The 26,448-nt window shown below is 42.4% G+C and carries 22 protein-coding genes and 1 tRNA gene; 17 read left to right on the top strand and 6 right to left on the bottom strand.

The genetic code is table 11. The features are described from left to right. Nucleotides 1-70: 70 nt before the first annotated feature. A complete protein-coding gene (locus tag IH597_04675; GenBank protein ID MBE0661743.1) occupies nucleotides 71-2,203 on the bottom strand; it encodes an elongation factor G in 2,133 nt (710 codons plus the stop codon). A gap of 451 nt (nucleotides 2,204-2,654) precedes the next feature. On the opposite strand from IH597_04675, the gene IH597_04680 reads away from it, so the two are divergent. Next, nucleotides 2,655-4,430 carry a T9SS type A sorting domain-containing protein gene (locus IH597_04680; GenBank protein ID MBE0661744.1) on the top strand — a complete coding sequence of 592 codons (1,776 nt, stop codon included), beginning with the start codon at nucleotides 2,655-2,657 and terminating at the stop codon, nucleotides 4,428-4,430. Nucleotides 4,431-4,592: 162 nt separating this feature from the next. Here the strand turns inward: IH597_04680 and IH597_04685 are convergent, their stop codons facing one another. Next, entirely contained in the window at nucleotides 4,593-5,285 is a 693-nt protein-coding gene (locus IH597_04685; GenBank protein MBE0661745.1) for a Crp/Fnr family transcriptional regulator, read from the bottom strand. Between the two features lie 199 nt (nucleotides 5,286-5,484). Here IH597_04685 and IH597_04690 point away from each other — a divergent pair, with 199 nt between their 5' ends. From IH597_04690 to IH597_04755, 14 genes are all read left to right on the top strand, one after another. Further along, nucleotides 5,485-5,868 carry a hypothetical protein gene (locus tag IH597_04690; GenBank protein MBE0661746.1) on the top strand — a complete coding sequence of 128 codons (384 nt, stop codon included), beginning with the start codon at nucleotides 5,485-5,487 and terminating at the stop codon, nucleotides 5,866-5,868. Nucleotides 5,869-5,886: 18 nt separating this feature from the next. Beyond that, a complete protein-coding gene (locus IH597_04695; GenBank protein MBE0661747.1) occupies nucleotides 5,887-6,750 on the top strand; it encodes a hypothetical protein in 864 nt (287 codons plus the stop codon). Nucleotides 6,751-6,787: 37 nt separating this feature from the next. Continuing rightward, nucleotides 6,788-7,204, top strand: coding sequence for a c-type cytochrome (locus IH597_04700; GenBank protein MBE0661748.1), 417 nt, complete (start codon nucleotides 6,788-6,790; stop codon nucleotides 7,202-7,204). A gap of 72 nt (nucleotides 7,205-7,276) precedes the next feature. After that, a complete protein-coding gene (locus IH597_04705; GenBank protein ID MBE0661749.1) occupies nucleotides 7,277-8,281 on the top strand; it encodes a cytochrome c3 family protein in 1,005 nt (334 codons plus the stop codon). Then, nucleotides 8,268-8,954: a cytochrome b/b6 domain-containing protein gene (locus tag IH597_04710; GenBank protein MBE0661750.1), complete on the top strand. Its 687-nt coding sequence runs from the start codon at nucleotides 8,268-8,270 to the stop codon at nucleotides 8,952-8,954. The genes IH597_04705 and IH597_04710 overlap by 14 nt, the downstream gene beginning before the upstream one ends. Nucleotides 8,955-8,973: 19 nt before the next feature. Next, nucleotides 8,974-10,014, top strand: a complete 1,041-nt coding sequence (locus IH597_04715; GenBank protein MBE0661751.1) for a cytochrome c3 family protein — start codon at nucleotides 8,974-8,976, stop codon at nucleotides 10,012-10,014. 121 nt (nucleotides 10,015-10,135) lie between these two features. After that, the gene (locus IH597_04720) at nucleotides 10,136-11,638 is read left to right on the top strand and encodes a NapC/NirT family cytochrome c (protein MBE0661752.1); all 1,503 of its coding nucleotides are present in this window, start codon (nucleotides 10,136-10,138) and stop codon (nucleotides 11,636-11,638) included. Nucleotides 11,639-11,966: 328 nt separating this feature from the next. Next, nucleotides 11,967-12,647, top strand: a complete 681-nt coding sequence (locus IH597_04725) for a hypothetical protein (GenBank protein MBE0661753.1) — start codon at nucleotides 11,967-11,969, stop codon at nucleotides 12,645-12,647. 33 nt (nucleotides 12,648-12,680) lie between these two features. Next, a complete protein-coding gene (locus tag IH597_04730) occupies nucleotides 12,681-13,550 on the top strand; it encodes a 4Fe-4S dicluster domain-containing protein (protein MBE0661754.1) in 870 nt (289 codons plus the stop codon). Next, on the top strand, nucleotides 13,547-14,776 hold the full coding sequence (nrfD, locus tag IH597_04735) for a polysulfide reductase NrfD (protein MBE0661755.1): 1,230 nt from the start codon (nucleotides 13,547-13,549) through the stop codon (nucleotides 14,774-14,776). Before IH597_04730 ends, nrfD begins: the two co-directional genes overlap by 4 nt. A gap of 62 nt (nucleotides 14,777-14,838) precedes the next feature. Continuing rightward, complete coding sequence (locus tag IH597_04740) at nucleotides 14,839-15,558, top strand: hypothetical protein (protein ID MBE0661756.1); 720 nt, start codon at nucleotides 14,839-14,841, stop codon at nucleotides 15,556-15,558. Nucleotides 15,559-15,818: 260 nt separating this feature from the next. Then, nucleotides 15,819-17,483 (top strand): hypothetical protein, encoded by a 1,665-nt coding sequence (locus tag IH597_04745; GenBank protein ID MBE0661757.1) that lies wholly within the window; start codon nucleotides 15,819-15,821, stop codon nucleotides 17,481-17,483. 3 nt (nucleotides 17,484-17,486) lie between these two features. Further along, complete coding sequence (locus IH597_04750) at nucleotides 17,487-18,827, top strand: sigma-54-dependent Fis family transcriptional regulator (GenBank protein ID MBE0661758.1); 1,341 nt, start codon at nucleotides 17,487-17,489, stop codon at nucleotides 18,825-18,827. 79 nt (nucleotides 18,828-18,906) lie between these two features. Beyond that, a complete protein-coding gene (locus IH597_04755) occupies nucleotides 18,907-19,443 on the top strand; it encodes an archaemetzincin family Zn-dependent metalloprotease (GenBank protein ID MBE0661759.1) in 537 nt (178 codons plus the stop codon). A gap of 272 nt (nucleotides 19,444-19,715) precedes the next feature. Here IH597_04755 and IH597_04760 read toward each other — a convergent pair. The 4 genes from IH597_04760 to IH597_04775 all read right to left on the bottom strand — a co-directional run bounded on the left by IH597_04760 (nucleotide 19,716) and on the right by IH597_04775 (nucleotide 23,442). Next, nucleotides 19,716-19,789 (bottom strand) — tRNA-Asn (locus tag IH597_04760). Between the two features lie 113 nt (nucleotides 19,790-19,902). Continuing rightward, the gene (tsaB, locus tag IH597_04765; GenBank protein ID MBE0661760.1) at nucleotides 19,903-20,604 is read right to left on the bottom strand and encodes a tRNA (adenosine(37)-N6)-threonylcarbamoyltransferase complex dimerization subunit type 1 TsaB; all 702 of its coding nucleotides are present in this window, start codon (nucleotides 20,602-20,604) and stop codon (nucleotides 19,903-19,905) included. Between the two features lie 3 nt (nucleotides 20,605-20,607). Beyond that, on the bottom strand, nucleotides 20,608-21,957 hold the full coding sequence (locus IH597_04770; protein ID MBE0661761.1) for an efflux RND transporter periplasmic adaptor subunit: 1,350 nt from the start codon (nucleotides 21,955-21,957) through the stop codon (nucleotides 20,608-20,610). A 69-nt stretch (nucleotides 21,958-22,026) separates the two neighbouring features. Then, the gene (locus IH597_04775; protein ID MBE0661762.1) at nucleotides 22,027-23,442 is read right to left on the bottom strand and encodes a TolC family protein; all 1,416 of its coding nucleotides are present in this window, start codon (nucleotides 23,440-23,442) and stop codon (nucleotides 22,027-22,029) included. A gap of 443 nt (nucleotides 23,443-23,885) precedes the next feature. Here IH597_04775 and IH597_04780 point away from each other — a divergent pair, with 443 nt between their 5' ends. Both IH597_04780 and IH597_04785 read left to right on the top strand, forming a co-directional pair. Continuing rightward, the gene (locus tag IH597_04780; protein MBE0661763.1) at nucleotides 23,886-25,178 is read left to right on the top strand and encodes a NapC/NirT family cytochrome c; all 1,293 of its coding nucleotides are present in this window, start codon (nucleotides 23,886-23,888) and stop codon (nucleotides 25,176-25,178) included. A 77-nt stretch (nucleotides 25,179-25,255) separates the two neighbouring features. Then, entirely contained in the window at nucleotides 25,256-26,443 is a 1,188-nt protein-coding gene (locus tag IH597_04785) for a hypothetical protein (GenBank protein ID MBE0661764.1), read from the top strand. Nucleotides 26,444-26,448 lie beyond the last annotated feature (5 nt).

The following is a 26,448-nucleotide window of genomic DNA, read 5'->3' on the forward strand; positions in this document are numbered from 1 at the left end:
TGATGATGAAAAAGGGCTGGCAGAGTTATAAATCTGCCAGCCCTTCATTATTAGAAATATTTTGAGTTTTCTAATCCTCGTCGCCTTCCTGTTCTTCGTAAGCTTTGAGCAGCGCGGTTTGAACATCGGGCGGTACCTGTTGGTACTCGGCAAACTTAAGTCCGTAGGTGGCACGGCCACTTGTAATTGAACTTAACGATGTTGAATAGCGGTTCATTTCAGCCAGTGGAACACGGGCTTTTATTTTCTGGTAGTTTCCTTCACTTTCCATGCCCATGATCACGGCGCGTCGTCCCTGAAGATCGGTCATTACATCACCCATTTTTTCTTCCGGAACCATTACTTCTACATCGTAAATAGGTTCAAGAATTTTTGGACCTGCATTTTTAAAAGCTTCCCTGAAAGCATTTCGTCCGGCAAGTTTAAAGGAAATTTCATTCGAGTCAACCGGGTGCATTTTGCCGTCATAAATGTAAACGGAAATATCGCGGGCATAAGAGCCGGTGAGCGGGCCTTGTTCAATTTTTTCCATGATCCCTTTCAGGATAGCAGGCATAAAACGGGTATCAATGGCTCCACCAACAATACAGTTGTTGAATATCAGCTTACCACCCCACGGAAGTTCATGTTCTTCGGTACCACGAACCGGGAATTCGGTTGGTTTTTGCATATCCTCGGTGTAAGGTTGGATAAGCATATGTACCTCGCCAAACTGACCGGCACCACCTGATTGCTTCTTGTGACGGTACATGGATTTAGCCTGTTTGGTAATGGTTTCGCGGTAGGCAATTTTGGGGGCAATAAAATCAATTGGAATTTTATCAATGGTTTCGATATGCCATTTTGCAATGTTTAAATGTAATTCGCCCTGGCCTTCGATGATCAATTGCCTCAGTTCTTTTGATTGCTGAGCAATAAGCGTAGGATCAACCTTATGCATCTCATTGAGAATGGTTCCCAGCTTTTCGTCGTCAGTTGAAGCCTTTGCCTTCATTGCCATCCTGATTTTTGGTTCGGGATACACAATTGGTTCAACAAGATCGTCAGAATTCTTAGGGGAATTGAGGGTTTGGTTCGTACGAACACTTTTTAATTTGATGGCAGCGCCTATATCGCCGGCTACAATTTTTTCAACTTTCTCGCGGTTCTTACCGGCCACGACAAATAACTGTGTGAGCCTTTCCTTGTTGCCCGATTTCCCGTTAACCATGTCCGAACCTTCTGAAATCTCGCCGCCATAAACCTTAAAGTAAGAAACCTCGCCAAGGTGTGGCTCAATGGATGTTTTGAAAATAAAGGCAGTAGGGGCGTCGGCAGGGTTGCATTTCAGCTCCTTGCCACCAATGGTTTTTACAGCTGGAACTTCATTAGGGGCAGGCAAAGTAGTAACAATGAAATCCATGAGCAGGTCAATGCCCTTGAATGGTTTGGCAGCCACGCACAACACCGGGAACAGACCGCGGTTGGTAATACCAAGTTTTAATCCTTTCTGGATTTCAGCTTCTGTGAGTGTTCCGTTTTCGAAAAAGACTTCCATCAAAGCTTCATCGTTTTCGGCAGCGCTTTCAATCAGTGCAGCCTGCAGTTCTTCTGCTTTATCTTTTTCTGAAGCTGGAATATCGAGTACTTCTGCTTTTCCGCTATCGCTGTACTTTATCATCTTCATCTTCATCAGGTCAATGATGGAGTCGAAACTGAGGCCTTCATTTACGGGATATTGAAGTACTGTAACACTGTTGCCAAATTGCTGTTTGAGCTGGCGCAATGTTTCGTCAAAATTTGATTTCTCGTGTTCAAGGTGATTGATTGCAAATACAACAGGGGTATTATTTTTAACGGTATGTCTCCAATGAATTTCGGTTCCGACTTCAATTCCATTTTGTCCGTTTACAAGCATGATGGCCGAATCACAAACACGCAGGGCTGCTACAACTTCTCCAACAAAATCGTCGAAACCAGGATTATCAATCAGATTTATTTTGTGACCTTTATACTCTGTGTAGAGCACAGTTGAAGAAACTGAGTTCTGGCGCTCCAGTTCAATTTCCCGATAATCTGAAACAGTGTTTTTATCGTCAACCGAACCGCGGCGGTTAATCAGGCCACCATGGAAAAGCATGGATTCCGAGAGTGTGGTTTTTCCCGACTTGGCGCTCCCGATAAGGGCGACATTTCTTACTTCATTGGTTTTATATACCTTCATTGTTATATAGGGTTAGAGATGAATGAATAAACCGAAAAGGGCTGCAAAAGTATTAAAATGTGCTGAAACAGCAAAGTTTAGATACTTTTATTCGAACTAATAACTTACCCTAACGCGGTATTAGGGACCAGGAGCCAATTGCCAAACATTTGTAGACTAGAATCATGAATAAGGGTTAAATTATTCTTTTTCTTTTATGCCTGATAATTTTACATTCTTTACATCAGATGTGTTAAGACTTTTTACGAAATGCTGGAAATGGTTCGACAAAGCTTTGCTTCTTTACAACCTCTTATTGTTTTTGTGTAAAATAAAACTCTGCTTGCATGTATGCATTCACTCCGATCGGAATAGAATATAAATTTAAATACATTCACTTATTTCGTTGAGATATAGAAAATAATTTATGTTTGCATGCCGAACAATTAACCCATCATAATACTTATTGGCCATGAGAACGAAATGTGAAATTAATTACATTTTTATACTGATTTTTGTTTTCAGTGCATGTTTTACAAAAGTTTATTCACAGGTTTTATCAAACAATGCAACAATCGTTGTTCCGGAAAATGCCTTCCTTTCGGTAACGGGTGATTTAATCAACAGATCGTCCGGTGATTTAAATTTGAACGGTGTAATCAAACTCAAAGGCAACTGGATTAATTACAATGATGGTCTTGAAGTTGGGGGTGAGATTAGGTTTGTTTCAAACCCAGGACAAGAAATCAATGGTCCGGAAACTACTACTTTTAAAGATGTAACTATTATAGCCGGAAGCAAAGTCATTTTAGGGGAATGTATTTTCGGATGCAAATATGTTACGATCACGGGGATTTTTACGAATGAAAATGGTGAATCAGGTTTTATATTGAAGCCCGGAGCATCGCTTTTACATCAAAGCCCGGAGGTTGCAGCAAGCATTGAGCAGGAATTTATAGGAGATGAATGGGCCTGGCACATGCTATCGTCCCCGGTATCTGCGCAAAACATTGAAGCTGGATTTGACGATGGCGGTTTTTATGCCTGGCACGAGCCTGCTCAAACATGGGTAAATTATAGTAACACGATCGTTTGGCCAACCTGGGGTGATGTGAACAATCCCGTAAGTACTTTTAATATCGGCAAAGGTTACATGACGGCATATCCTTATAATGGTGATAGAGCATCGCCACAAACAAAAACTTTCATGGGGCACATGAACCAGGGACAGGTCAGTTTTAACCTGCAGCGTCTTGCTCATCCCAATGATGCGTATGAAGGTTTTAACCTGTTGGGCAATCCTTATCCATCATCCATTGACTGGAAAGCAGAAAGTGGATGGGGCGGACGAGACAACCTTCAAACTCCCGACTCAACATCCAACCCTGCGGGCTATAACATGTGGGTTTGGAATGACGTAGTTGGAAATTACGGCGCTCACAACAGCGCTTCCATTTCCGATTATTTTCATAATGGGGTTAGCCGCTATATACCACCCATGCAGGCATTCTGGGTAAGGGCCGAAAATCATGGGTCTTCCATGACAATGGACAACAATGTGCGCTTACATACAAATCAGGAATGGTTGAAATCGCATAAAGAAACCCCTGATGTTCTTCAACTTGCCGTAAACAGCGATGTTAACCGCTATAGTGATGAAATAATAATTGAGTTCGGCCACCAAACCGACCGCGGCGGAGCCCAGAAAATGTTCAGCATGTATCAGGAAGCCCCTGGATTGTATTCAAAAAAATATAGCGAAAACTGGAGCATCAATTTTCTTACAAGTATCAGCGAACATCCGGTTGTACCGCTTGGGTTCAGGGCCGGTGCGAATGCTTTCTACACCATTTCATCATCAGGGACAGGATTTTTTGAAGAAGTAACCCTCGAAGACCTTCATAGCGGAATCCTGCATGATCTTTCGCAATACAGCAGTTATCATTTCAGTGCCGAACCAGGCGACCCACAAGACCGATTCCTTCTGCACTTCATGACAGTTGGTACGGACATTCATTCCCTGGTAAAAGCTTCGGTTTATTACAACAATTCCATTTTGCATGTTTTTAACCCATGGAACGAAAACATATCCGTTCAGTTGTTTGACGCTAGTGGCCGCTTTATCAGCCGGTTTAATGCTCCTTCAAAAGGGCTGCACCGCTTTGGTTTCAAACCCCAGCCAGGAATATACCTTGTTAGAATGATGGGCGAAAAGAAAGTTTATACCGACAAAATTATTGTCTTATAAATTATTGTTTCCCTTGATAGAATCAACAATGAAGGTCAAAGTCCAACAACTGTTTGACAACTGTTTGACCATTGTATTACAACTGTATTACTGCATCCGCTATCAAACCCACTAGCCCGTGCTTTCGGCGGACAAGTCATTGTATCACTGTATCACACACAATCAGCCATTCTTGCTGATAGCTTCCAGCTTAGCCAGGCTCAGGATTTCGAGACGGTTACCTTCGAGGGTTATTATGTTTTCGTCTTTGAATTTTTTCATAACCCTGATGGCGCTTTCCTTTGTCATTCCTGAAAGATCGGCGAGGTCCTGACGGGAGATGGTGAGATCAAAAGGATTGTCTTTGTAGATATTTGCCTGGAGATAAATCAGCATATCGGCCATTCGGCCAAAAACATGCTTTTGTGAATAACTTGATATTTTTTTTAAAAGGTCAATTGCCTGAATACTGACTTTGTTGATGTACTCAGTTGCAAATTCCGGGTTTGACCTCATTAGTTCCTGCATGATGCTTGCATCAATTAGACAGGCCGAAGTTTCTTCACTAGCTACGGCAGTGAAATGGTGCCGCTGGTCAACAAAAGCTCCGGGTTCGAAAATATAGTTGATTGGCCTTATCAGACCCAGAATCACATTATGACTGTTTTCGTGCTCAATGTAAAGCTTAACAAGACCAGAGGTTATACAAATAAAATTGTTGCAGGGTGTTCCCTGTTTAAAGATTATCTCACCTGGATTATAGTGAATGCTAACGCGTTGACAATCTACTCTCTGGATCTCTTCAACCCCCAGGGCATTGAAAACATCAGACCGGCTTCGGCAGGCCATGCAATTTGTGCTAATTAACTTACCCATAGATACAGAAACTTAAGAAAGCTAATAATCAATAAATGCAATATTAACGAAAAATTGTTTTGTATGTTCGCTTTCATTGATTTAAATCAATATTATCGTGTAATGTATCAATGCAATTAACTGCATCTATCAATCGCAAAAATGTGCCTAATATGTGGATAATTAGTTCTTTTGTAGCGTAATGTAAACCATTGGGATTATGAATCGTTCAGACATTAAACATTTTGTATCATCAGCGTTTATACTGCTGGTTTTACTGCTTGCCTTGGGTTCCTGCGAGTATGAATTTATTGAAATTGATCAGCCTGATCCAAATGTGACTGTCAAGTTTTCAGAAAGTATTCTACCCATCTTTGAAAGCAACAGTTGTACTGGCTGCCACAAGCTTGGGGCTACCGCTCCTGACCTGACGGCTGCAAATGCATATAATTCAATTGTACCAGACCGTGTTAATCTGTCTGATCCGGAATCAAGCAAGATTTATACAGTTCCCGGCCCTTCATCAGCTCATCCCGCAAGGTATAATCTTGCGCAGGCCGCGCTGGTTCTAACCTGGATTAAACAAGGTGCAGAGAATAATTAATATAAAAAGCACACGCAAATGAAAAGAAGTATTCTCATCAGCATTTCATTAATTATTGGGATTTGCCTTTTTGCACAGGAAGAAAAGGAAAAGGACAGGCCTGTTAGAGCTCCTTTTAACAGTGGGATTTTAATTGATAACCAAACCACTGCCATTCCATCGGTTAAAACCCTGGAATACCATATCCAGCATAAGTTTGGTCAAATTGATAACGGCTTTTCTGACCTGTTCGGACTTTATGCGCCTGGTGCAAATATTCGTATGGCGTTGAATTATGTTCCCCTGAAAAATTTACAGGTTGCCTACGGACTAAGCCGTGTAAGAATGTACAGCGATTTCTCGGTCAAATACACTATACTGGAACAAACCCGACAGAACACTGTTCCGGTTGCAGTTGGTGTTTTTGCCAATATGGCCATTGATGGGCGCAATGATGAAGCATTTGGAAAGAACTATAAATTTTCGAACCGGTTCTCCTATTTTACACAACTCATTGTTGGGCGCAAGTTCAATGAATGGCTATCAGTGCAGGCCAATGCAAGTTTTACTCATTATAATATTACTGAACCTGGTATTGACCACGATAAAGTATCCGTTGGTTTTAATGGACGTGCTAATTTTTCACCACAGTCGTCCATTCTGTTTCAGTATGATATCCCATTGCAGATACAAGGAATTGCCGAACATCGTGATTTTCTGAACCCTGCCAAACCAAACCTGGGTATTGGTTGGGAAATAAGGACCAGTACACACGCTTTCCATATTTATCTTTCCTCTACCGATGCTATGATCTCACAGCACAGCATGTTGTATAATCAAAACGACTGGACAAAGGGTGATTTGATGATTGGGTTTTCAATAACCCGTATGTGGAGTTTTTAATAAATTCAATTAATGTTAAATTTAAAACGATCGAAAAATGAAAAAGAGAATTTTTAGCCTTACCATAATTGCCATAGGGGCTTTTGCCATGATGGCATTTATATTACCACAGGATCAGAAAATTGGTGGTCCCTGGGAAATTCCCAAGGAATACAAAGAAAAGGTAAATCCTCATAAAGGAGATGCCTCACTCGAAAAGCTTGGGCGCGCTACGTACAGCAGGCATTGCCGCTCATGCCATGGCAATACCGGACTGGGTGATGGCCCGATGACAAAAAACCTGAAAACCTTTCCTGGCGATTTTTCTGATGCAACATTTCAGAAACATACCGATGGAGACATTTATTACATGTCGTTCATAGGCCGGGATGAAATGCCCAATTTTGAAAGCAAAATTACCGATGAAGAAGAAAGATGGGCTGTTGTGAACTACATACGCAGTATGAAGAAATAACGTCTATACCCGGAAAGAAACTATAGGCTTGTTTCTTTCCGGATTTACTTTATCAACTATACTCACTCAGCAATGATGTCAGCATTCTCAAGAAGCACTATCCGATCACTTACCAGGTGGCTCTTTCTTTTAGCCCCGGTAATGGTTGCATGGTTGCTTTCGGGTGTGCGGGCTACTGAAGGAACCGAACCAAATCTGGATCCAGATACACAAAAATGTCTTGAGTGCCACGGTGAAATGAGATATACCCTGGTTGATCCCGTTACCGGAGACGAAGTATCAATGAAGATTTATGATGAAATAAGGATAGATGCCTGGGAATATACAAATGCCACACATGGCAGTTTTGCCTGCACTGATTGCCATTCAATGGATTATGAGATACACCCGCACCCTATTGATGTAAAGTTTGAATTTAAATATGCCTGCATTGATTGCCATGGTTCTGATGAGCAATATGCAGATTTTAACTTCCAAACTATCGAAGAGGAGTTTCAGCTCAGCGTACACGGCGATCATTTCATCGAAAACTTTAGTTGCTGGAGTTGTCATAATCCGCATACCTATAAAAATACCGCCCGCCTTGGGGGAGCTATTACTGATATTGTAGCCTACAACAATTCCATGTGCCTGGATTGTCATGGCGATATCAGCCATTATGATGTGTTGATTGAAAGGCAACTTACCAATATGCTTTCAAAGCACGATTGGTTGCCTAACCAAAGCCTGCATTTTCGTAAGGTGAGGTGCATTGACTGTCATGCATCAACGCACAAGGACATACTGGTGGCACATCATGTTCTGCCTGCCGATCAGGCTGTTCGAAATTGTGTGGATTGCCACTCCACCAACTCCATACTTATGGCTTCGCTCTACAAGCACCAGATTCAGGAGCGGAGAAGTAAATATGGGTTTTTCAATCCTTCAATCACCAGTGAAGCATATATAATTGGTGCGAACCGTAATTACTACTTCAATGTGATCAGCGCAGTTATTTTTGGATTGGTGTTGCTGGGAATTGCCATTCATGCTACCCTCAGGTACATAAATTACAGGAGGAAACATGGGAAATCCTAAGAGACTTTACCTTTATCCCCTATGGCTCAGGATATGGCATCATGTGAATGCCCTGCTCATGATTGTGCTTATCACCACAGGATTAAGCATGCAGTATTCGGATCCGGCTTATCCGCTCATTAGATTCGATCTTGCGGTTAGCTATCACAACGTTGCGGGAGTCTATCTAACTGCATCCTACTTTATTTTTCTTGTGGGTGTTTTATTCACATCAATTGGCCGCTATTACATAGTTAAAACCGAAGGGTTGCTGACTTCATTTGTAAGACAATTGAAGTATTATTTATTTGGAATTTTCAGAGGCGAAACCAGTCCGTTTAAGGTTACTGAAAAGCAGAAATTTAATCCTATCCAGCTTATTACCTACAACGTGACGATGCATGCCATCATTCCTGTAACCTTTATCACCGGTTGGGCGTTGATTTATCCGGAAACTATCGTTTTGAATGTATTTGGCTACAGCGGCATCATGCTTACCAGTCTGGTGCATTCAATAGCAGGTTTCTTTATTTCTATTTTCCTCATCATTCATCTTTATGTCATTACCATTGGTCCAAGTACCATTACCAATTTGAAAAGTATTTTATATGGCTATCATGAAGAACATGAAACTCATCATGAAGAACATGAAAGCGTGGAGAATAATAATCAGGAAAGTCAGGAAAGCAAATAACAACAAAACAACAACTATTATGAAAATTAAATTCACATTCTTAACAATTGCAACCATCGTGGTATTCGTATTAGGGAATATGTTTATCACCAGTTGTACGAAAGAAGGCCCGGAAGGTAAACCCGGACTTGATGGAATTGATGGCAAGGATGGAGCAGAAAGCTGTAGTTCGTGCCATAATTTTGCAGAGCATCTGCTTGCTAAGATCCAGCAGTACTCCAACTCTGTGCATGCACAGGGGGCCAATATTACACGCAACACTGAAGGCTGTTCCCATTGTCATACGAGCATGGGTTTCAGGAACTATCTGGCCGATGGTACTTTGGGTGTAATCAATGATCCAACACCGATCAATTGTCGCACCTGCCATCCTATTCACGAATCTTATACATTTGAAGATTATTCATTGCGAACATCCACTGCTGTTGATTTGATCGTGGGCGATGCAACCTACGATTATGGTAGCTCCAATTTGTGTGCAAATTGCCATCAGGCACGTTCGGTTAGCCCATATCCGGTAGCCGGGGGAGATGATGTTACCATTACCAATGCCCGTTATGGCCCGCATTATGGCCCACAGTCCAATATGCTGGCAGGCAAGGGCCCTTACCAGATACCTGGAAGCATGGCATACCTGAATTCAGCTCATACCAATCTTGTAACAAATGGTTGTGTAACTTGCCATATGGGACCGGCAACCGGCACATTTGGCGGCGGACACCAAATGAATGTACACTATACCACAGCTTCCGGAGGCACATCTTATCAATACACAGGATGCCTGGAATCAGGTTGCCATAATTCTGCCGCTGACGTTACCGCTATGATCAATCCCAATCGCACTGAAATCCAGGGATTGCTCACACAGTTGAAAGAGAAATTGCAGGAGAATGGACTGCTGAATGATGCTGAACTGGTGCCTGTTCCACTCACGATGACTCAGATGGAAGCCGCTGCTGTAATGAATTACAAATTTGTTTATGGCGATCATAGTTATGGTGCGCATAACTACCGGTTCACAAAGGCTTTACTTGTTAACACACTCGAATCGTTAAATTAAGTCATGCCATCTTAATCAGAGAGCATTAACTGATATTTTTGAGAGGTTGCCTGACTTAGTACAGGCAACCTCTTTTTTTATAGACTTGATTATATCTTTCAACATTAAAAGATTGTAAATCATGAAACTTCCATCATCTGTACGAAACTGGACTTCGATTGCAGGCGCCTCACTGGCAGTAATCAGCATAGTAACTATTGCCTTCCTGTTTTTTATTTCCATGGTGTTTGATGCAGGAAGTTCGTACCTGGGCATATTCATCTGGATAATTTTACCTGTTTTCCTTGTCATCGGTTTGGTACTTATTCCAACAGGAATGTGGATCACACACCGTAAACAACTGAAGAGCCACTCTCAACAGACGGCCCTAAAATGGCCGGTTATTGATTTTAATTCGTCAACGGTTCGTAATGCAACCATTGTTTTTATTACCGGCACACTTGTGTTCTTAATGCTGACCGGAATAGGAAGTTATGAGGCATTTCATTACACCGAATCGGTGGAGTTTTGTGGTACAGTTTGTCATAAGGTTATGGAACCTGAATATGTAGCCTACCATGAATCTTCGCACGAAAGGGTAAAGTGTGTAGAATGCCATGTGGGATCAGGTGCAGATTGGTATGTTAAAAGCAAACTATCAGGATTGTACCAGATTTATTCAGTTATGTTTGATAAATATCCCCGGCCTATTCCAACACCATTGCATAACCTTCGCCCGGCGAGAGAAACCTGTGAAGAATGCCATTGGACTGAAAAGTTTTATGAACCCATGCTTCGTCTGAAACGATCCTATCTTTCGGACTATGATAATACGGAATGGGATATCAACCTGATGATGAAAACCAGCGCTACATATAGCGCTTTGGGTTTACAGGAAGGTATTCACTGGCACATCAATCCCGATGTACATATTGAATACCAAACCGATCCTGATGACCCCAATATTATTCCCTGGGTTCGCTATACGAACCTTAAAACCGGGGAAGTTCAGATATACAAGGACTCTGAATATCAATTCAACAATAGCAATTTTAGTGAGAATGGGCTGAAAACAATGGACTGTATAGATTGTCATAATCGTCCTTCACACAATTACCAGGTTCCACAGAATTTTATTGATGATGCCATCACGGCTGGAGAAATTTCGAGGGAACTGCCTGATATTAAATACCTGGCAATGGAAATACTCGGGCAGGATTACCCTAGCAGAGACAGCGCATTCATAGCAATCAGTGTAAAGGTGACAGAGTATTACGAATCAATGTATGATTATATGCTTGAATCCCACAAAGATGAGATTGAATGGGCCATCCTGGCAATACAGATGGGATATCGCCGTAATATTTTCCCCGAAATGAAAGTGAAGTGGAACCAATATCCCAATCATCTTGGTCATCTTGAAACAAATGGTTGCTATCGCTGCCATAGCGACCGGCACATTACAGAGGCAGGCAAAGTAATTACCCGCGAATGCACCACCTGCCATAATATCCTGGCACAGGGCGAACCCGGAAATATGGAATATTCAGGCACATTTGAATCACTGGAATTCAAACATCCCATTGAGATTGGTGACGCCTGGCAAACAACTTTTTGTTCAGATTGCCATTTTCAATTGTACTAATGTTTTGGAACGCTCAAGAAGAGATACTTAGCCGGTTTTTAATTGATGTTCTCTAGTCCTTTTCGTCCTGAGAAATCAAACTTATATCTTATGTGTTGAATTTAACAACACGTGCATAAAATATCAACACACATAATAACAAGCTGTTATTTAGCTTCTTATGCCATTTCTTAAAATTTAGTGTTGAATATATAAACATAAGGCTGTTGAAGAATTGATCACAAAATCTCCTATATTACTGTATTACAGTTATATATAAGTTTTGGCACGGCAATTGAAATAGAGTGCGAGCAAAACAAAAGAGAAATAACCCCTTAAACTTAAAAAAATGGAAGCACTAATTTTAGCAGCAATCGTACTCATAGTAATAGGAGTAGATATTACAATTCAGTACATGAATAGCAAAAAAAAAACAGTTCTCGAATCTAACTCTCAGTTACAAGAGGTTTTTGATGAACAAACCGTCAGAATCCCCAAAGGGATTTATTTCGACAAAACACATACCTGGGCGTTTATGAACAGAAATGGAAAAGTAGAAGTTGGGATCAACGATTTCCTGCAAAACATTACCGGAACTCCCAGTCGTATAGAGATGAAACAGACAGGTGACTCTGTTAGAAAAGGTGACCACTTGCTCACCCTTGTCCAGGATGGAAAGCGCCTGAACATCTATTCACCTGTTTCCGGGATCGTAAAAGCCTCCAATGAGAAACTGATTAACCAGCCCTCTTTGCTCAACTCAGCGCCTTATGCTGAAGGTTGGGTTTATCATATTGAACCGGTTAACTGGTTCAGGGAAACACAGTTTATGTTGATGGCCGACCAAACAGCCAACTGGATGAAAAAAGAATTTTCACGACTGAAAGATGTTTTGGCCAATGCTTATGCTGTAAATAAACTTGTCCCTGTTATGCAGGATGGCGGTGCATTGAAAAGCCATTTGCTTGAAAACGCCGAGCCAGAGGTGTGGGAAGAGTTTCAAACAAACTTCATTGACACCATTAAGTAAGGATCTAAAAACTGAACTAAATCAAAATCAAGAATGAGCTTAAATAGAAGAACATTTTTTAAGTTCTGGGGTGTAGCGGGTGCGGCACTGGCCTTTGGCAAAAGCCTCGAAGCAGCTCCGGCAAGCGACGATGGTGTTGAGTTGATGGGAGTACTTTATGATGCCAGCAGATGTGTTGGATGTCAAACCTGTGAGTTTGCATGTGCTGACTCGCACAATATGGAATTCCCTGAGGACGGGCCCAGCACTGATATTAAGAGAAGTTTGGACCCAACCAAACGAACCGTGGTGAACTGGTACAATTTGCCCGATGGCAGCGAGGGATACAGCAAGAAACAGTGCATGCATTGCAACGAACCGGCATGTTTTACTGCCTGCCTGACGCAAGCATTATATAAAACCAAAGAAGGCCCGGTAGTGTGGCGCGAAGACAAATGTATGGGATGCCGTTTCTGCATGATCTCATGCCCCTTCGAAATACCCAAGGCTGAATACGACAACAACAACCCACGCATTGTGAAGTGCAATATGTGCTACCACAAGTGGGCAGATAGCGAAAGACCAGCCTGTGTTAACGATTGCCCATACGATGCTTTGATGTTTGGCACACGTCGCGAATTGCTTGATGAAGCCCGCAAGCGCATGCTCGAAAACCCTGATACTTATCATCCTCACATTTATGGCGAAAAAGAAGCTGGCGGAACAAGCTGGTTGGTAATTTCACCTGTTCCTGTTGAACAGATTGGTTTTAACAACAAAATCCAACTGAAATCCTACCCAACCCTTACCAAAGGATTTGTATCATCCATTGCGCCAGTTGATTTATTGCTCCCCGCTTTTTTGCTCGGACTGTATGAAGCCACAAAAGTACGTACCCAAAACACTGAGGAGGAAGAACTTTGAACCAGACCACAGCAATTCAATACGCAGACAACAAAGGCAATAATACCTGGAAGTTCTTTATAAACGAACTGAAGCCTAAAACAAAAATTTTCACCGCTTTCAACATCATCACTTTGCCAATTATTCTTTTGGGCCTTGGTATTATTGTTTACAGGTTTATGTATGGCCTGGGCTCAGTTACCAACCTTACACAGGAAATGCCCTGGGGTATATGGAAGGCTTTTAACGTGGTTGTGGGCGTTGCTATGGCCGGTGGAGCTTATGTGCTTGTTTTTATCACCCATGTGCTACACCTTAAAAAGTACAACCCTATCCTAAAGGTAGCTGTATTAAATGGCCTGCTGGCTTATATATTCTATTCATTTGCCCTGATCCTTGAGTTGGGTCGCCCACTTGATATTTTTAATGTGATTATTGGAAATGATTATGGCGTCAGCTCTATCCTGTTCCTGGTAGCATGGCATTTTATGCTCTATATCCTATGCCTTATGCTTGAGTTTTCGCCTTCGGTTGCCGAATGGCTTAACGCACGCAAAACATACAAATTCCTGGCAGGCATCACTTTGGTGGCCGTTGTGTTTGGGATCACACTTTCGGTGCTGCACCAGGCCGGTATCGGCGGCCTCTTTATGCTGGCCAAAGGCAAGGTTCACCCCTTGTGGTACAACCAATATATGCCATTGATGTTTGTGATTCAAAGTGTTTTTGGCGGACTTGCACTTGTGATTGCTTTAGTTACCCTTTGCTGGAAGATATTTGCCTATCAGCTTGACGAAACCTACCGCAAAGCCAAAGATCCAATATTAGTAGGACTGGCAGGCATCTGTGCCCTAAGCATGTTCTCCTACTTCTTTATGCATGTAATCATTTTCGCCCACGAAAAAAACTGGGTATATATGGGAACCGGCTGGGGCTGGTGGTATCTCCTCGAAATGATTCCTTTTGTGGTGGTGCCCATGTTTATGTTCCTCTATGGCTTCAAACTCAAAAACATCAGACTGATCAATATCGCTGCAGTGCTCACACTGGTTGGTATTATTCTGAACCGAATGAACACCTCCCTGATCGCCTACAATATTGATGCCCCCATAAGATATGTACCTACAATCTGGGAAATTATTGTATCGATATCGGTTATACTGATTCAGATATGGGTTTTCCGATGGATCGTTTTAAGAATGCCCGTGCTGCGCAAATCACCTGATTGGGCCAAAGGAGCACATTAAAAAAATATTCCTATTAAACAATTGAAATAAATACAAAAAATAACCTTTAAAAAAATAATAAAATGGACGGCTTTAGCTATTACAACATTTTCGAGACCAAGGGAATAGAGTACCTTATCACTGTAGCCTTCTTCTTATTGCTGGTGCCTTTTTGGATAGCACTGAACAGACAAGCAAAAGCTACTAAAAAACTAAATGAAGCATTGGGCATTCTCTCAGCCAACTTGCTAAAAATTCCACAAGGATTGTTCTATAGTAAAAACCACACCTGGACTTTCCTCGAAAGAGGCGGTGCTGCACGCATTGGTTTGGATGACTTGCTGCTGAATATCATAGGCGAAGTAAAGGTTAACAACCTGAAATCGCCCGGAGATAAAATCAAAAAAGGTGATGTGATTGCCGAAATCGGACAGAACGGCAAAAACCTGAAAATTGTATCCCCCGTTTCTGGCGAGGTTCTTAAATCGAACCATATCTTGCACGAAACACCTGAAATGTTGAATGATGACCCTTATGGACAAGGATGGATATACAAAGTGAAGCCTACCAACTGGATGGCCGAAACACAAGCCTGCTACATGGCCGAAGATGCCATTAACTGGTCAAGACGCGAAGTGGAACGTTTTAAGGATTTCATGGCTGAAAGCATGAAAGCACATTCTTCCGAACCTTCGATGGTTATCATGCAGGATGGTGGAGAAATCAGCAGAAATGCCCTGGCAGAAATGCCCAGCGAAATTTGGAAGGATTTCGAAAAGAACTTTATGACTGCCACGACTTAACTTAATTACAGTTGGGGATTTGCCCCTGATACGAACCCTGCTTTTCGCCGGCCAAGCTATCACCATAGCCTGGTTCGGCGAAAAATGTTATTGGGAGAACACACTTTTTTGTATCTTGCATGTGTTATTAAGTCAATTGAAAACCAATCAATAAGCTTTTCAAAATGTTGATTATCATTTTATTATGATGCCAAGACCACAAACACCAGGAAACTGACCACAGCCCCTGATACGCTGTAAACGCTAATCAAAAACAAAACATGACCAGTACAAGCGAAACTAAAAAAGATAAAAAAACCGGCCTCTCTTTTTTCAAGAAATATGAAAAAATCAGGTCCTCCATCTATGGGCAGGTCATTTACTCCATCCTTATTTTATCCATCTTTCTCTTTTTGTTGTTTGGTATTATATTCCGATCAGTAAATGAGCGCTTTATGGAAAGGGTGATTTACCAAAACGGCTACAATGTCGGGCATTTTGTACAAGGGGCATTGTATCATTCAATGCTTGAAAATGACAAAGCCGTGCTTCAAAACACCCTGGATGTGATCAACCGCTTGCCCAATATTGATGAGGTAAATATGTACAACGAATTTGATAGCCTGGTATATACCACCCAGGCAGAAGATTCATTGTCCGGGCTAGTTGATTTCAAGGGGTACTTTAGTGAGCCAAAAGAAATTGATGAAAAGTCCTATGTGGTACTTGACTCAACCAATGGATTTGGATTGTTTAGCAAATACCAGCGGGAAAGGCATTTGCTGATCCGTTCGCCCATTTTAAACGAACCCTCTTGTATGCAATGCCACTGGGTTCACAAGGAAACAGATGTGGTGCTGGGATCACTCATTATAAAAATTCCGCTTAATGAACTGGACTCGGCCCTGCGCGAATCATCGGTGGACTTTTTCATTCTGGCAACCATTATGACAGTGCTGCTGCTGGTCTTTCTGGTGCTGTTTACCACGAAGAACATCAGAAAACCATTTAATGCCATTGTTTTGGCAAGTGAGGCGGTTGCCAGCGGCGATAAAAAAATGCGTCTCAATGTTGAGCCAAACCAATTGTCGGATATTCGTACCGTTTCCATCGCCTTTAACAATATGCTGGACAATTTGGAAAGAGCCAATCTTGAATTGCAAAACTGGTCGCAACAACTGGAGCATAAGGTGCAGAAAAAAACAGAGGAATTAGGCGCGGTCCAAAATGAATTGATCAATATTGAGCGCATTGCATCCCTCGGCAAGCTGTCCATGTCAGTAGCACACGAAATTAACAATCCACTTACTGGCATACTCACCTATACCAAATTGGTGCAAAAGCAACTCAACAACCAGGAAGTGCCTCCACCAAAAATGGACTCGATGATGAAACACCTGAAAATTATCGAAACAGAAACCAAAAGGTGTGGGGATATTGTAAAAGGATTACTCGACTTTTCTCGCAAAGACCAAAAGAATTTTGAAGCCAAGAACTTACACGAAGTGCTTCGCGACACTTTCAACATCATGTCGCACCCCATGAAGATTGCCAATATTGAATTCATTTCGCACTTTGTTGCCGAACAAGACCTGATTTTTTGCAGTCCCAATCAAATAAAACAAGCTTGTATCGCCTTGCTGGTCAACAGCAAAGAAGCGATCAACGAAAATGGTGAAATAGTTATCAAAACCGACAATCCCGACCCAGACCATGTTAGTATTATAATTTCGGATAATGGCACGGGCATTCCGGAAGCAGACCTGCCGCATATTTTTGAACCTTTCTTTTCGAGCAAACAAAAAACAGGTGGTTCGGGCTTAGGCCTTTCTATCGTTCACGGCATTGTAAACAGCCACAAAGGTAAAATTGACGTGCAGTCGGTGCAGGGACAATCCACAACAATGACATTCACATTACCTTTGATAAAAAACAAGGAGAGTTAAAAAATGGCAAAGCAAATTTCCCTACTCATTGTTGATGATGAGGAATCCGTAAGGGATTCTTTGTTCAACTGGTTCATTGAGGACGATTACTATGTTGAATGTGCCGAAGATGCCAAACAGGCACTTTCGATAATCGAAACCAAACACTTTGATATAATTATTTCCGACATTAAAATGCCCGGCATGGATGGCATGGAGATGCACAGAAGAATCAAAGCACTGAACAAAAAATCCATCGTCATCATCATGACAGCTTTCGCAACAGTTGATACAGCTGTGCAAGCGCTCAAAGATGGTGCCTTTGACTATATTACCAAACCCTTTGATCCAGACGAGCTTTCGCATCTGATCAAGAATGCCGCCAGGCAAATCTCGCTTGAGCAGGAAAACCTGGCACTGAAAGAAAAGTTCACCGAACTTGAAAATGTAGATGATATCGTAGGTGACAGCGAGCCTATGAAACAGGTCTTGAAAGAAGTGAGGAGCGTGGCTCAATCCAATTCCTCAGTAGTTATTACCGGCGTAAGCGGAACAGGAAAGGAGCTGATAGCAAGGGCTATACACTCCAATTCGCCGCGGAAATATTTCCCACTCGTAAGTGTGCATTGCGGGGCCTTATCCGAAAGTCTGCTCGAAAGCGAATTGTTCGGGCACGAAAAAGGAGCTTTTACAGGTGCCATGTACAACCGCAAGGGCCGTTTTGAAATGGCCGACGGCGGCACCATTTTCCTGGATGAGATTGCTACCATTTCAGCCAAAATGCAAATTGAGCTGTTGCGTGTGCTCGAAACAAAGAAATTTGTACGTGTGGGCGGCAACAAGGAAATAAGTTCCGATTTCCGGGTCATATGCGCCACCAACCGCGACTTGAAGAGCATGGTTGAAAAAGGCACCTTCCGCGAAGACCTGTATTACCGACTCAATGTGGTAAACATCAATGTGCCACCACTGCGTGAACGGCCAAGCGATATTCCGCTATTGGTTAACTTCTTCATCAAGAAGTATTGTGTAGCCATGAACAAAGCGCCCATTAGCATTGACGAACAAGCACTGATGCGTATGAAGGAATTCGATTATCCTGGCAATGTGCGCGAACTCGAAAATATGATCGAGCGGGCAATTGTTATCGGCGATGGCAAAAAAATCAGGCTCAGCGACCTGCCCCTGGCCAAAGACAGCGTGATCAGCGGCTATGAAAGCCTCGAAGACCTTGAGAAAGCGCACATAATCCAAATTCTAAATAAATATGGGTGGAACATTTCGCAATCGGCAAAAGCACTGAAGGTGGACCGGGTTACCCTGTACAACAAAATCAAAAAATTTGACCTGAAACAACCGGAATGACTTCTTTCAGGTCGGCAAATCAAATCAGCCTGACAACCCATCTTGTGAAGGAAAGGCTTGATATTGTGGTCAGTAGAATATGCATACAATCACATTAATCGCATACGGACAATTTGATATGGAATTTTTGGAGCGCATAGCTGCTGAAATTGCTACTGAACTGAATTATCCGCTGAGCCTGATCCAAGGCCATTTGGATATGGGCGATTATTATGACCCACGCCGAAGGCAATACGACGGCAACAAACTGATCAAAGTGGTTGATACCATGGCACCTCCCGAAGCTTCAAAAGTAATGGGATTGTTCACTGTTGATTTGTTTATCCCCATCCTCACCTACATATTTGGCCAGGCGTTCCTGAATGGACGCACAGGCATTGCCTCATTACACAGGCTGAAAAATGAGTATTACGGCATGAAACCAAATAATTTCCTGCTTTTCGAACGTTTCAAAAAAGAAATCATACACGAACTGGGACACACCCTGAGCCTGAAGCATTGCTACTTCCCCCCCTGTGTGATGCAATCAAGTACCTATGTGGAGGATATTGACCAAAAAGAGCCCGGCTTTTGTCTGCACTGCCTTAGCTCCATAAAAAAAGAGCCTGAAAAATAAATGCAGGGTCTATAATGCACTGGCTTTAACCTTGGTTTTTATGGTTATTTCCATTGTAAACTCAAGGTTATCGTTGGTGGTGGTTCCGTCTGATTCCACGGTAAACTCATTACTTGACTCCAATATGGATTGCATATTGGCGAATTGACCATTGGCACCAAGTGTCGTGACATGCAGCATGTTTGCCGGAATCAAATTAGGCAATGATCTTTAACTTGTTCAACAATTGTTAACGAAAAAAGGGTTCCAACGATTTGCTGTAACCCTTTCTGCTCCCCCTGCTGGACTTGAACCAGCGACCCTCTGATTAACAGTCAGATGCTCTAACCAACTGAGCTAAGGAGGAATTTGTTTCGGGCTGCAAAAGTAAATTTTATTTGAATACTACACAACATGAATGTGCATTTTTTTGTGTAGGTATAACATCATGTTGTAATCACTGACTTTGCTCTCTGAATATTACCTCAACCCTTTCACAACCGGCTTTCCGGCAACAAAATCCTTAAGATAGAAAGGTTCGAAATAGGCCACATCTTCAAACTTTGCTGACTTAAAGTAATTGGCTGCCAGGCTTGCCATGTGGCTGGCTGAATTGATGAAACCCGGAACAAAATTCCAATCAGATCTATGGTTGAGTGTATCCAGGCATTTTTCAGCTCCATCGCCAAAATAGTAAACCGGACGATTACCAGTCAGTCCAGGGAAAGCTTCGTCATTCACAAAAATTGCATCCACGGGGCTAATAGCCTCCAGTTTCAGATCATAAATAGCAGCAAATACTTCCATTCGACGGGCATCTATCATTGGGCAAAGCAATGCGTTTTCAGGAAGTCCAGGGTGCTCGTTTACAAAACCAGAGGCCATACACAACAAGGTATCAGGGGCTATTACAGGAATATCCAGCGCATAACACAATCCTTTTGCAGTTGAAACACCGATGCGTAGCCCTGTATAAGATCCGGGGCCTTTGCTCACGGCAACAGCATTGAGATCGGAAAATTGAAATCCTGAAAATGCAAGTAGCTCGTTTATAAGAATGTTAAGAATAGTTGAATGTGCATTTTTCTTATCAGAATGTCTGATTTCAATCAGTGCACCGTTTTTTATAAGAGCAACTGAGCAGGCGGTTGTAGCGGTTTCGATGCAAAGGATGAGCGGCATTTTTTACTTAGCTTTATAAAGATCACTGCGTTCAACCTTTTTTACGGCATCACCATCCTTGAGGGTTGTTGATACGGCACGGTAAGGCCCGGTAATCACCTCGCTGTCCTCATCCAATCCTTCCAGTATCTGAATATACATATTGTCCTGAATGCCTGTTTTTACTTTTGTAAGCTGCGCTATATTGTCTTTGAAAAGGAAAACGTATTCAATGAGTTCATCAGGTGAACCGTTTGCTGCTTGTTCGGTTTCTTCCTTATTTTCCGAAACACGATTCCGTGTATTTAAGGTATCGGTACGTGTTGTCACGGCCTGGATCGGAACTGTTAAGACATCAATTTCTGATTTGGTTTGAATGTCAACAGTGGCTGACATACCCGGGCGAAAAGGGGTATAGTCAAGCATGCCCTCACGCATCAGGTCGGTATAGCTATCGGAAAGGATACGGATGCGAACGTCGAAATTGGTTACCTGGTCGGCGCTCACACCTGTTAAATTTGCTGACGTTGCAATACTGGTTACAACACCTTTGAACTTCCGGTTCAGATAAGCATCTACCTCAACAAGCGCGGTATCATTCAGGTTCACCCTTACAATATCCATTTCGGCAACACTCACAATTACCTCCATGCTTGAGAGGCGGGCAATGCGCATGATCTCGGTCCCGGCAAACTGTGAGGTTCCTACCACGCGTTCGCCTTTTTCAATGGAGAGTTTTGAAATGGTTCCCTCAATGGGTGAAAACAAAGATGTTTTAGTGAGGTTTTCACGGGCTTCATTAACCGAAGCTTCTGCGCTTTTCACACTGTATTCGGCAGCAACAACACTTTGTTCGGCTGCTTCAACTTCCGCCTGGGCTACCAGATAACTTGCCCGTGCACCGTCGTAATCAGCCTGCGAAACAGCACTTTGTTCAAGCAACGAACTTGTGCGGGTATAAGAAACCTCTGCATTGATGAATTGCGCCCTTGTTTGAGCCAATCGTGCTTTGGCATTTGATAGGTTGGCTTTTTGCATGTTCAGCGATGCAACAATCCGGTCATAATTTGAAAGATAAATTTCAGGATTGATCTTTGCAAGGAATTGCCCTTTTTTCACATAATCGCCTTCTTTTACTTCCAGTTCTACAACTTCTCCTGAAAGATCAGGCGAAAGTTTTACTTCCACTTCGGGTTGGATCTTCCCACTGGCAGCAACAATTTCAATGATGGTGCGCTTTTCGGCTTTTTCAGTTGTAACGCTTATGCCCGGCTGTTCTCCAATCCAGCCTTGCTTTTTCGCAACAGCAAGCACGATCACCAATAGCACGACGAGGCCAATCAAGACCTTGAGCATGGTTTTTCTTTTTTTCATTGGGGGTAATTTTCGCCAAATTTATCAATAATACTTTAAAGGCTTTAATATGTATCGGTAAAAAGCTTATCAAAGTTTGATTGGGATGCCCATGTAAAAATCAAGCACCTTGGTTTTGAATAAATAGTCATATTTGGCTTGCAGCATTTCACTTTGAGCCCGCTGCAACTCGTTCTTTGAATTGTTATAATCCAGCGAAGTCAGCATACCCACGTTGAATCGTTGTTCGGCGTACTTGAAGGATTCTTCGGTTGCTTCAACCTTTTTACCCGATGCGGTATATTTTTTAAGTGAAGATGAAGCATCGGCCCAGGCTTGCTGTATGGTTTTATTTAATTGCAGCTTGGCGCTTTCATGTTCATATTGGGCATTTTCGATGGATATCCTTGCGCGGCTGACGTTAGTTCGTGCAAATCCACCATTAAAGAGTGGGATACGGAGGGCAAAGTTAATGGTCCGGTTATTATTATCACTGAACTGATTGCTGAACGGTTTGGTTTCAAAAGTTTCATAACGCTGAACTGAGGTGTAAACGGGGTTCATTTCGCTGTCATAACCAATGGCCACTTCTTCAAAAAAAGGATTTCTGCCAATTGTTTGGGCTCCGCTAAAACCGGTTCCCCACGATAAATCCATACTAAGCGTAGGACTATGGCTACCGCGTGCAACGGCCAGCCCTTTTGATGCGCTTTCCACTTTGAGCTCTGCACTTCTGATATTGGGCCGTTTTACCACAGCATTGTCATAAATCTGCTCTGGTGTCATGGTCATGCTTTGGGTTTCATCTAATTCTATTTCGGGTTTTACAATTTCAAACCCTTCAGCTGAAGGAAAATCAAGCATGTGGGCCAAAATCAGATACGACATATCAAGATTATTGCGCGCCTCAATTTCCTGAAGTTCTTCTGCAGCCAGCTGGGCCTCCAGCATAAGCAGATCGCCCCTTGCCAATGTGCCGGCTTCAACAAGTTTTCCCATTCTTGTCACCTGCTGTTGCGTGATGTCAAGCTGGTTAGTGGCAATCTCAAGTAATTCCTGGGCAAATAATATTTGAAGATAAGCAGTGGCAATATTCAAAGCGATGTCGTCCATGAAATTATCCGCATCAAGCTTGCTGGCCAATAGATCCAACTGGTTTTGCCGCACAGTGTTCATTTTCTGAAAGCCACTAAATACAGTAAAAGAAGAGGAGCCATAGAAGTTGTTCGACTGCACCCGGGCAGTGGCAAATTGATTGGTAAAACGGTCAATGGTCTGACCCCAGTTATATCCATGCGATACATAAGCATTCAGATTGGGCAGCAAATTCATTTTACTTTGCGCCAGATTGATTTCCGCATTTTCCACCCCAAGCATGAATTGCTTGATTTGGATATTGTTTTTAAAAGCATGATCAATACAGTCTTCAAGAGTCCACGTTTTTTGGGCTGAAATTGAAAAGCCCGATAATGCAAAAATTAAAAATACAAGTGCGATCTTTTTCATTTTAATGGGTTTTATTGAAAAGCAATATTAGGTAATCAGTATAATTTTAAGCTGGCGTTAACGAAATATTGTGCCAACCTTATACGGTTCTGCAAAACAATAATTTACACACGTTTCTTTAGGACATTATGTTCATTAACGCTCAGCAACAGTTCATTATTGGACACCACCCAGTCTTTATTCCTGTGCCTATTCGACAACATTTTGCTGAAAATGTTACAGCTTACAGTTGTAATTTGTAACCGTTCTAAATCACGCCCTGGCCAATCGTTTACGGCAATGTTGTTGTAATTTAGCATCAATTATGTTTGCTTCCCGGTGTAAACTAAACTCCGGCAAAAATATTTATTTAATGCCAACCAATCATGAGATTACAAAAAACAATTCATCTACGCTTTCTTGTTGGCCTAGCCATAGTATTTACAATCGTAATTTCTGCCGCGATGCTTAAAGGCAAGGAGAATGACCAAAAAGCGTATAAGTACGATGATTTCAAAACGCCGGAATATTGCGGCACGGCTTGCCACAACGATATTTACCGGCAGTGGAAGCAAAGCATGATGGCGCAGGCTTTCACGCATCACTGGGACGAAATCGAATATTTTGAGCTGGCGATTCCGCATGCAAAGCTCGAACCAAAAGTGGCCGAAGTCGAAGCAGCTTGTAATGGTTGTCATACACCTATGGCTTACCTCACCGGCGACATTCCTCCGCAAAGACCTGATAAAAACACACGTGCAAACGAAGCGGTTTCCTGTGAGGTCTGCCACTTGATTTCCGGTTTCACAGGCGATATTCCTTACAATTTCAATTACATTATTGAACCCGGGTTCACAAAATACAGTGGCCGTAAAGGAGGGGTTCAATCTCCCAACCACGAAATAAAAATCAGTGAATTACATCGCAGTGGCGATTTTTGCGGTATCTGCCACAATGAGAAAAGCCCTTTTGATGTATGGGTGAAATCAACCCACCTTGAATGGAAGGAAGGCCCTTATTATAAAGAAGGTGTGCAATGCCAGGATTGCCACATGCCGAAAGCCGAAGGCAAAATTGCACTCATGGGAAACACTTACGGGGATGCACGCCAACATTTATTTCATGGTGCACACGATCCGGGAAAAGTGCGGGGAACCGTTGAACTGCGCATCCATTCTGATATAGCTGAAGCAGAACCTGGCGAACCCGTAAAGTTTACCATCGTACTCTTCAACCAGAAAACAGGACATAAATTCCCGACCGGCTCAGTGGAAGACCGACTATTGTGGATGCATGTTGAGGCTACCGATACCAAAGGCAATGTGTATCATTTGCCTGTTGACCGCAAAGGTTTTGAAGGTGAGGATTACACCATCGCCTCTGATGTTCTTGCTTATCAGGATATGGGTGTTCCGCTTGGGAAAGAAAATTTCCCTGGTTTACAACGCGATGGCATTCCACTGGGCAACCGCATTTTCCGGATGGCTTATTTTGACCCTCAGGGCCGTATGACCATTCAGCAGTGGAATACAGCATCCCTCGGTGTTGATTACCGGTTCGAACCCAGGGGCAGTATCATCGAAACCTGTACCTTTACAATTCCGCTCAATGCAGCGCCCGGAAAAATGACTGTCAAAGCTTCACTTAACTATCAATTACTTGTGAAACCCGTTGCCGATTTCTTAAAAGTTCCTGATGAAGAATCAGCTATTATGCTGGTGAATGAGCATAGTACTCGAGTGGAGGTGTTGTTGTGAACATCCTTTTCAATTCAATAATTTACAGGATTTAATAATCATATCTTCCAAACATTCAGCAACAAAATTTTAACATCATGAAACGTTTAGTAACCACAATTTGCCTGTTTGCTTTAGTATTTGCGATCACAAACCAGGCTGGGGCTATTCCAGCTTTTGCGCGCAAGTATCAGCTTAGCTGCCAAACCTGTCATAATCCTGCTCCACGGCTCAAACCTTTCGGAGATGAATTTGCTGGCAACGGATTTAAAATGCTTGACCAGGAAGCGCCACGCTATTTTATTCCAACCGGCGACCCTGAACTTAACCTGCTGCGCGATCTGCCATTGGCTATACGTCTTGAAGGGTTTCTAAGTTTCAAGGAACAAGCAGAACAAAAATTTGATTTTGCAGCGCCTTATCTTGTAAAAATCATGAGTGGCGGGGAGCTTACCAATAGCATTGCATATTATTTCTATTTTTACTTCGACGAAAGGGGAGAAGTAGCCGGGGTTGAAGATGCATTTATTATGTTTAACGATCTGCTGGGTCTTGATCTCGATATGTATGTTGGCCAATTCCAGGTTGCCGATCCACTCTTTAAAGGTGAACTGCGGCTAACTCTGAGCGATTACGAAATCTATCGTTTAAGACCAGGATTATCCCGAACCAATCTTGCCTACGACAAAGGAATTATGGCAACCCTCGGCCTTGAAACGGGAACTGAAATAGTTGTTTCAGTCGTTAATGGCAATGGCCTGACGCGCGCTGACCGTAACAGGGTTTTTGACTACGATAAATACAAGAATTTTTCAGGAAGAATTTCGCAGGATATTGGTGAAAAACTCAGGTTGGGTGCTTTTGCATATTATGGCAAAGAGGTCCCTGAATTGTTTTCCGGTCCGGTGAATAATATTTTTTACTTTGGCCCTGACATGACTTTGTCTTTTGGCGAGAAACTCGAGTTTAATTTACAATACCTTTTCAGAAGCGACAGTGATTTGCAAATTTCGGAAGAAACACCCACCGTTCAATTTACTAAAACCCAAGGTGGTTTTGCCGAAGTAATATACATGCCTAAGGGTATTGAGAGTAAATGGTATTTTGCAGGCTTGCTCAACTATATTGAGTCCGATCTCAGTGAATTTGATTATCGCTCGGCAACAATCCATGCCGGCTATCTTGTAAAAAGAAATATCAGGTTGGCTGCGGAATACACCTTGCTCGAAAAACAAAGCGGCTCATTGAAGAACCAGTTTTCAGTTGGCTTCTCAACAGCATTATAATGACT

The organism is Bacteroidales bacterium (assembly GCA_014860575.1).
Classification (GTDB): domain Bacteria; phylum Bacteroidota; class Bacteroidia; order Bacteroidales; family JAAYJT01; genus JAAYJT01.

Excerpts from the sequence above, each read along its gene's own strand:
- tsaB (MBE0661760.1), bottom strand. The coding sequence starts at position 20,604 with ATGCCGCTCATCCTTTGCATCGAAACCGCTACAACCGCCTGCTCAGTT.
- IH597_04715 (MBE0661751.1), top strand. The coding sequence starts at position 8,974 with ATGAAAATTAAATTCACATTCTTAACAATTGCAACCATCGTGGTATTC.
- IH597_04725 (MBE0661753.1), top strand. The coding sequence starts at position 11,967 with ATGGAAGCACTAATTTTAGCAGCAATCGTACTCATAGTAATAGGAGTA.
- IH597_04690 (MBE0661746.1), top strand. The coding sequence starts at position 5,485 with ATGAATCGTTCAGACATTAAACATTTTGTATCATCAGCGTTTATACTG.
- IH597_04775 (MBE0661762.1), bottom strand. The coding sequence starts at position 23,442 with ATGAAAAAGATCGCACTTGTATTTTTAATTTTTGCATTATCGGGCTTT.
- IH597_04785 (MBE0661764.1), top strand. The coding sequence starts at position 25,256 with ATGAAACGTTTAGTAACCACAATTTGCCTGTTTGCTTTAGTATTTGCG.
- IH597_04730 (MBE0661754.1), top strand. The coding sequence starts at position 12,681 with ATGAGCTTAAATAGAAGAACATTTTTTAAGTTCTGGGGTGTAGCGGGT.
- IH597_04745 (MBE0661757.1), top strand. The coding sequence starts at position 15,819 with ATGACCAGTACAAGCGAAACTAAAAAAGATAAAAAAACCGGCCTCTCT.
- IH597_04720 (MBE0661752.1), top strand. The coding sequence starts at position 10,136 with ATGAAACTTCCATCATCTGTACGAAACTGGACTTCGATTGCAGGCGCC.
- IH597_04695 (MBE0661747.1), top strand. The coding sequence starts at position 5,887 with ATGAAAAGAAGTATTCTCATCAGCATTTCATTAATTATTGGGATTTGC.
- IH597_04685 (MBE0661745.1), bottom strand. The coding sequence starts at position 5,285 with ATGGGTAAGTTAATTAGCACAAATTGCATGGCCTGCCGAAGCCGGTCT.
- IH597_04680 (MBE0661744.1), top strand. The coding sequence starts at position 2,655 with ATGAGAACGAAATGTGAAATTAATTACATTTTTATACTGATTTTTGTT.
- IH597_04740 (MBE0661756.1), top strand. The coding sequence starts at position 14,839 with ATGGACGGCTTTAGCTATTACAACATTTTCGAGACCAAGGGAATAGAG.
- IH597_04755 (MBE0661759.1), top strand. The coding sequence starts at position 18,907 with ATGCATACAATCACATTAATCGCATACGGACAATTTGATATGGAATTT.
- IH597_04705 (MBE0661749.1), top strand. The coding sequence starts at position 7,277 with ATGATGTCAGCATTCTCAAGAAGCACTATCCGATCACTTACCAGGTGG.
- IH597_04780 (MBE0661763.1), top strand. The coding sequence starts at position 23,886 with ATGCTTAAAGGCAAGGAGAATGACCAAAAAGCGTATAAGTACGATGAT.
- IH597_04710 (MBE0661750.1), top strand. The coding sequence starts at position 8,268 with ATGGGAAATCCTAAGAGACTTTACCTTTATCCCCTATGGCTCAGGATA.
- IH597_04770 (MBE0661761.1), bottom strand. The coding sequence starts at position 21,957 with ATGAAAAAAAGAAAAACCATGCTCAAGGTCTTGATTGGCCTCGTCGTG.
- IH597_04675 (MBE0661743.1), bottom strand. The coding sequence starts at position 2,203 with ATGAAGGTATATAAAACCAATGAAGTAAGAAATGTCGCCCTTATCGGG.
- IH597_04700 (MBE0661748.1), top strand. The coding sequence starts at position 6,788 with ATGAAAAAGAGAATTTTTAGCCTTACCATAATTGCCATAGGGGCTTTT.
- IH597_04750 (MBE0661758.1), top strand. The coding sequence starts at position 17,487 with ATGGCAAAGCAAATTTCCCTACTCATTGTTGATGATGAGGAATCCGTA.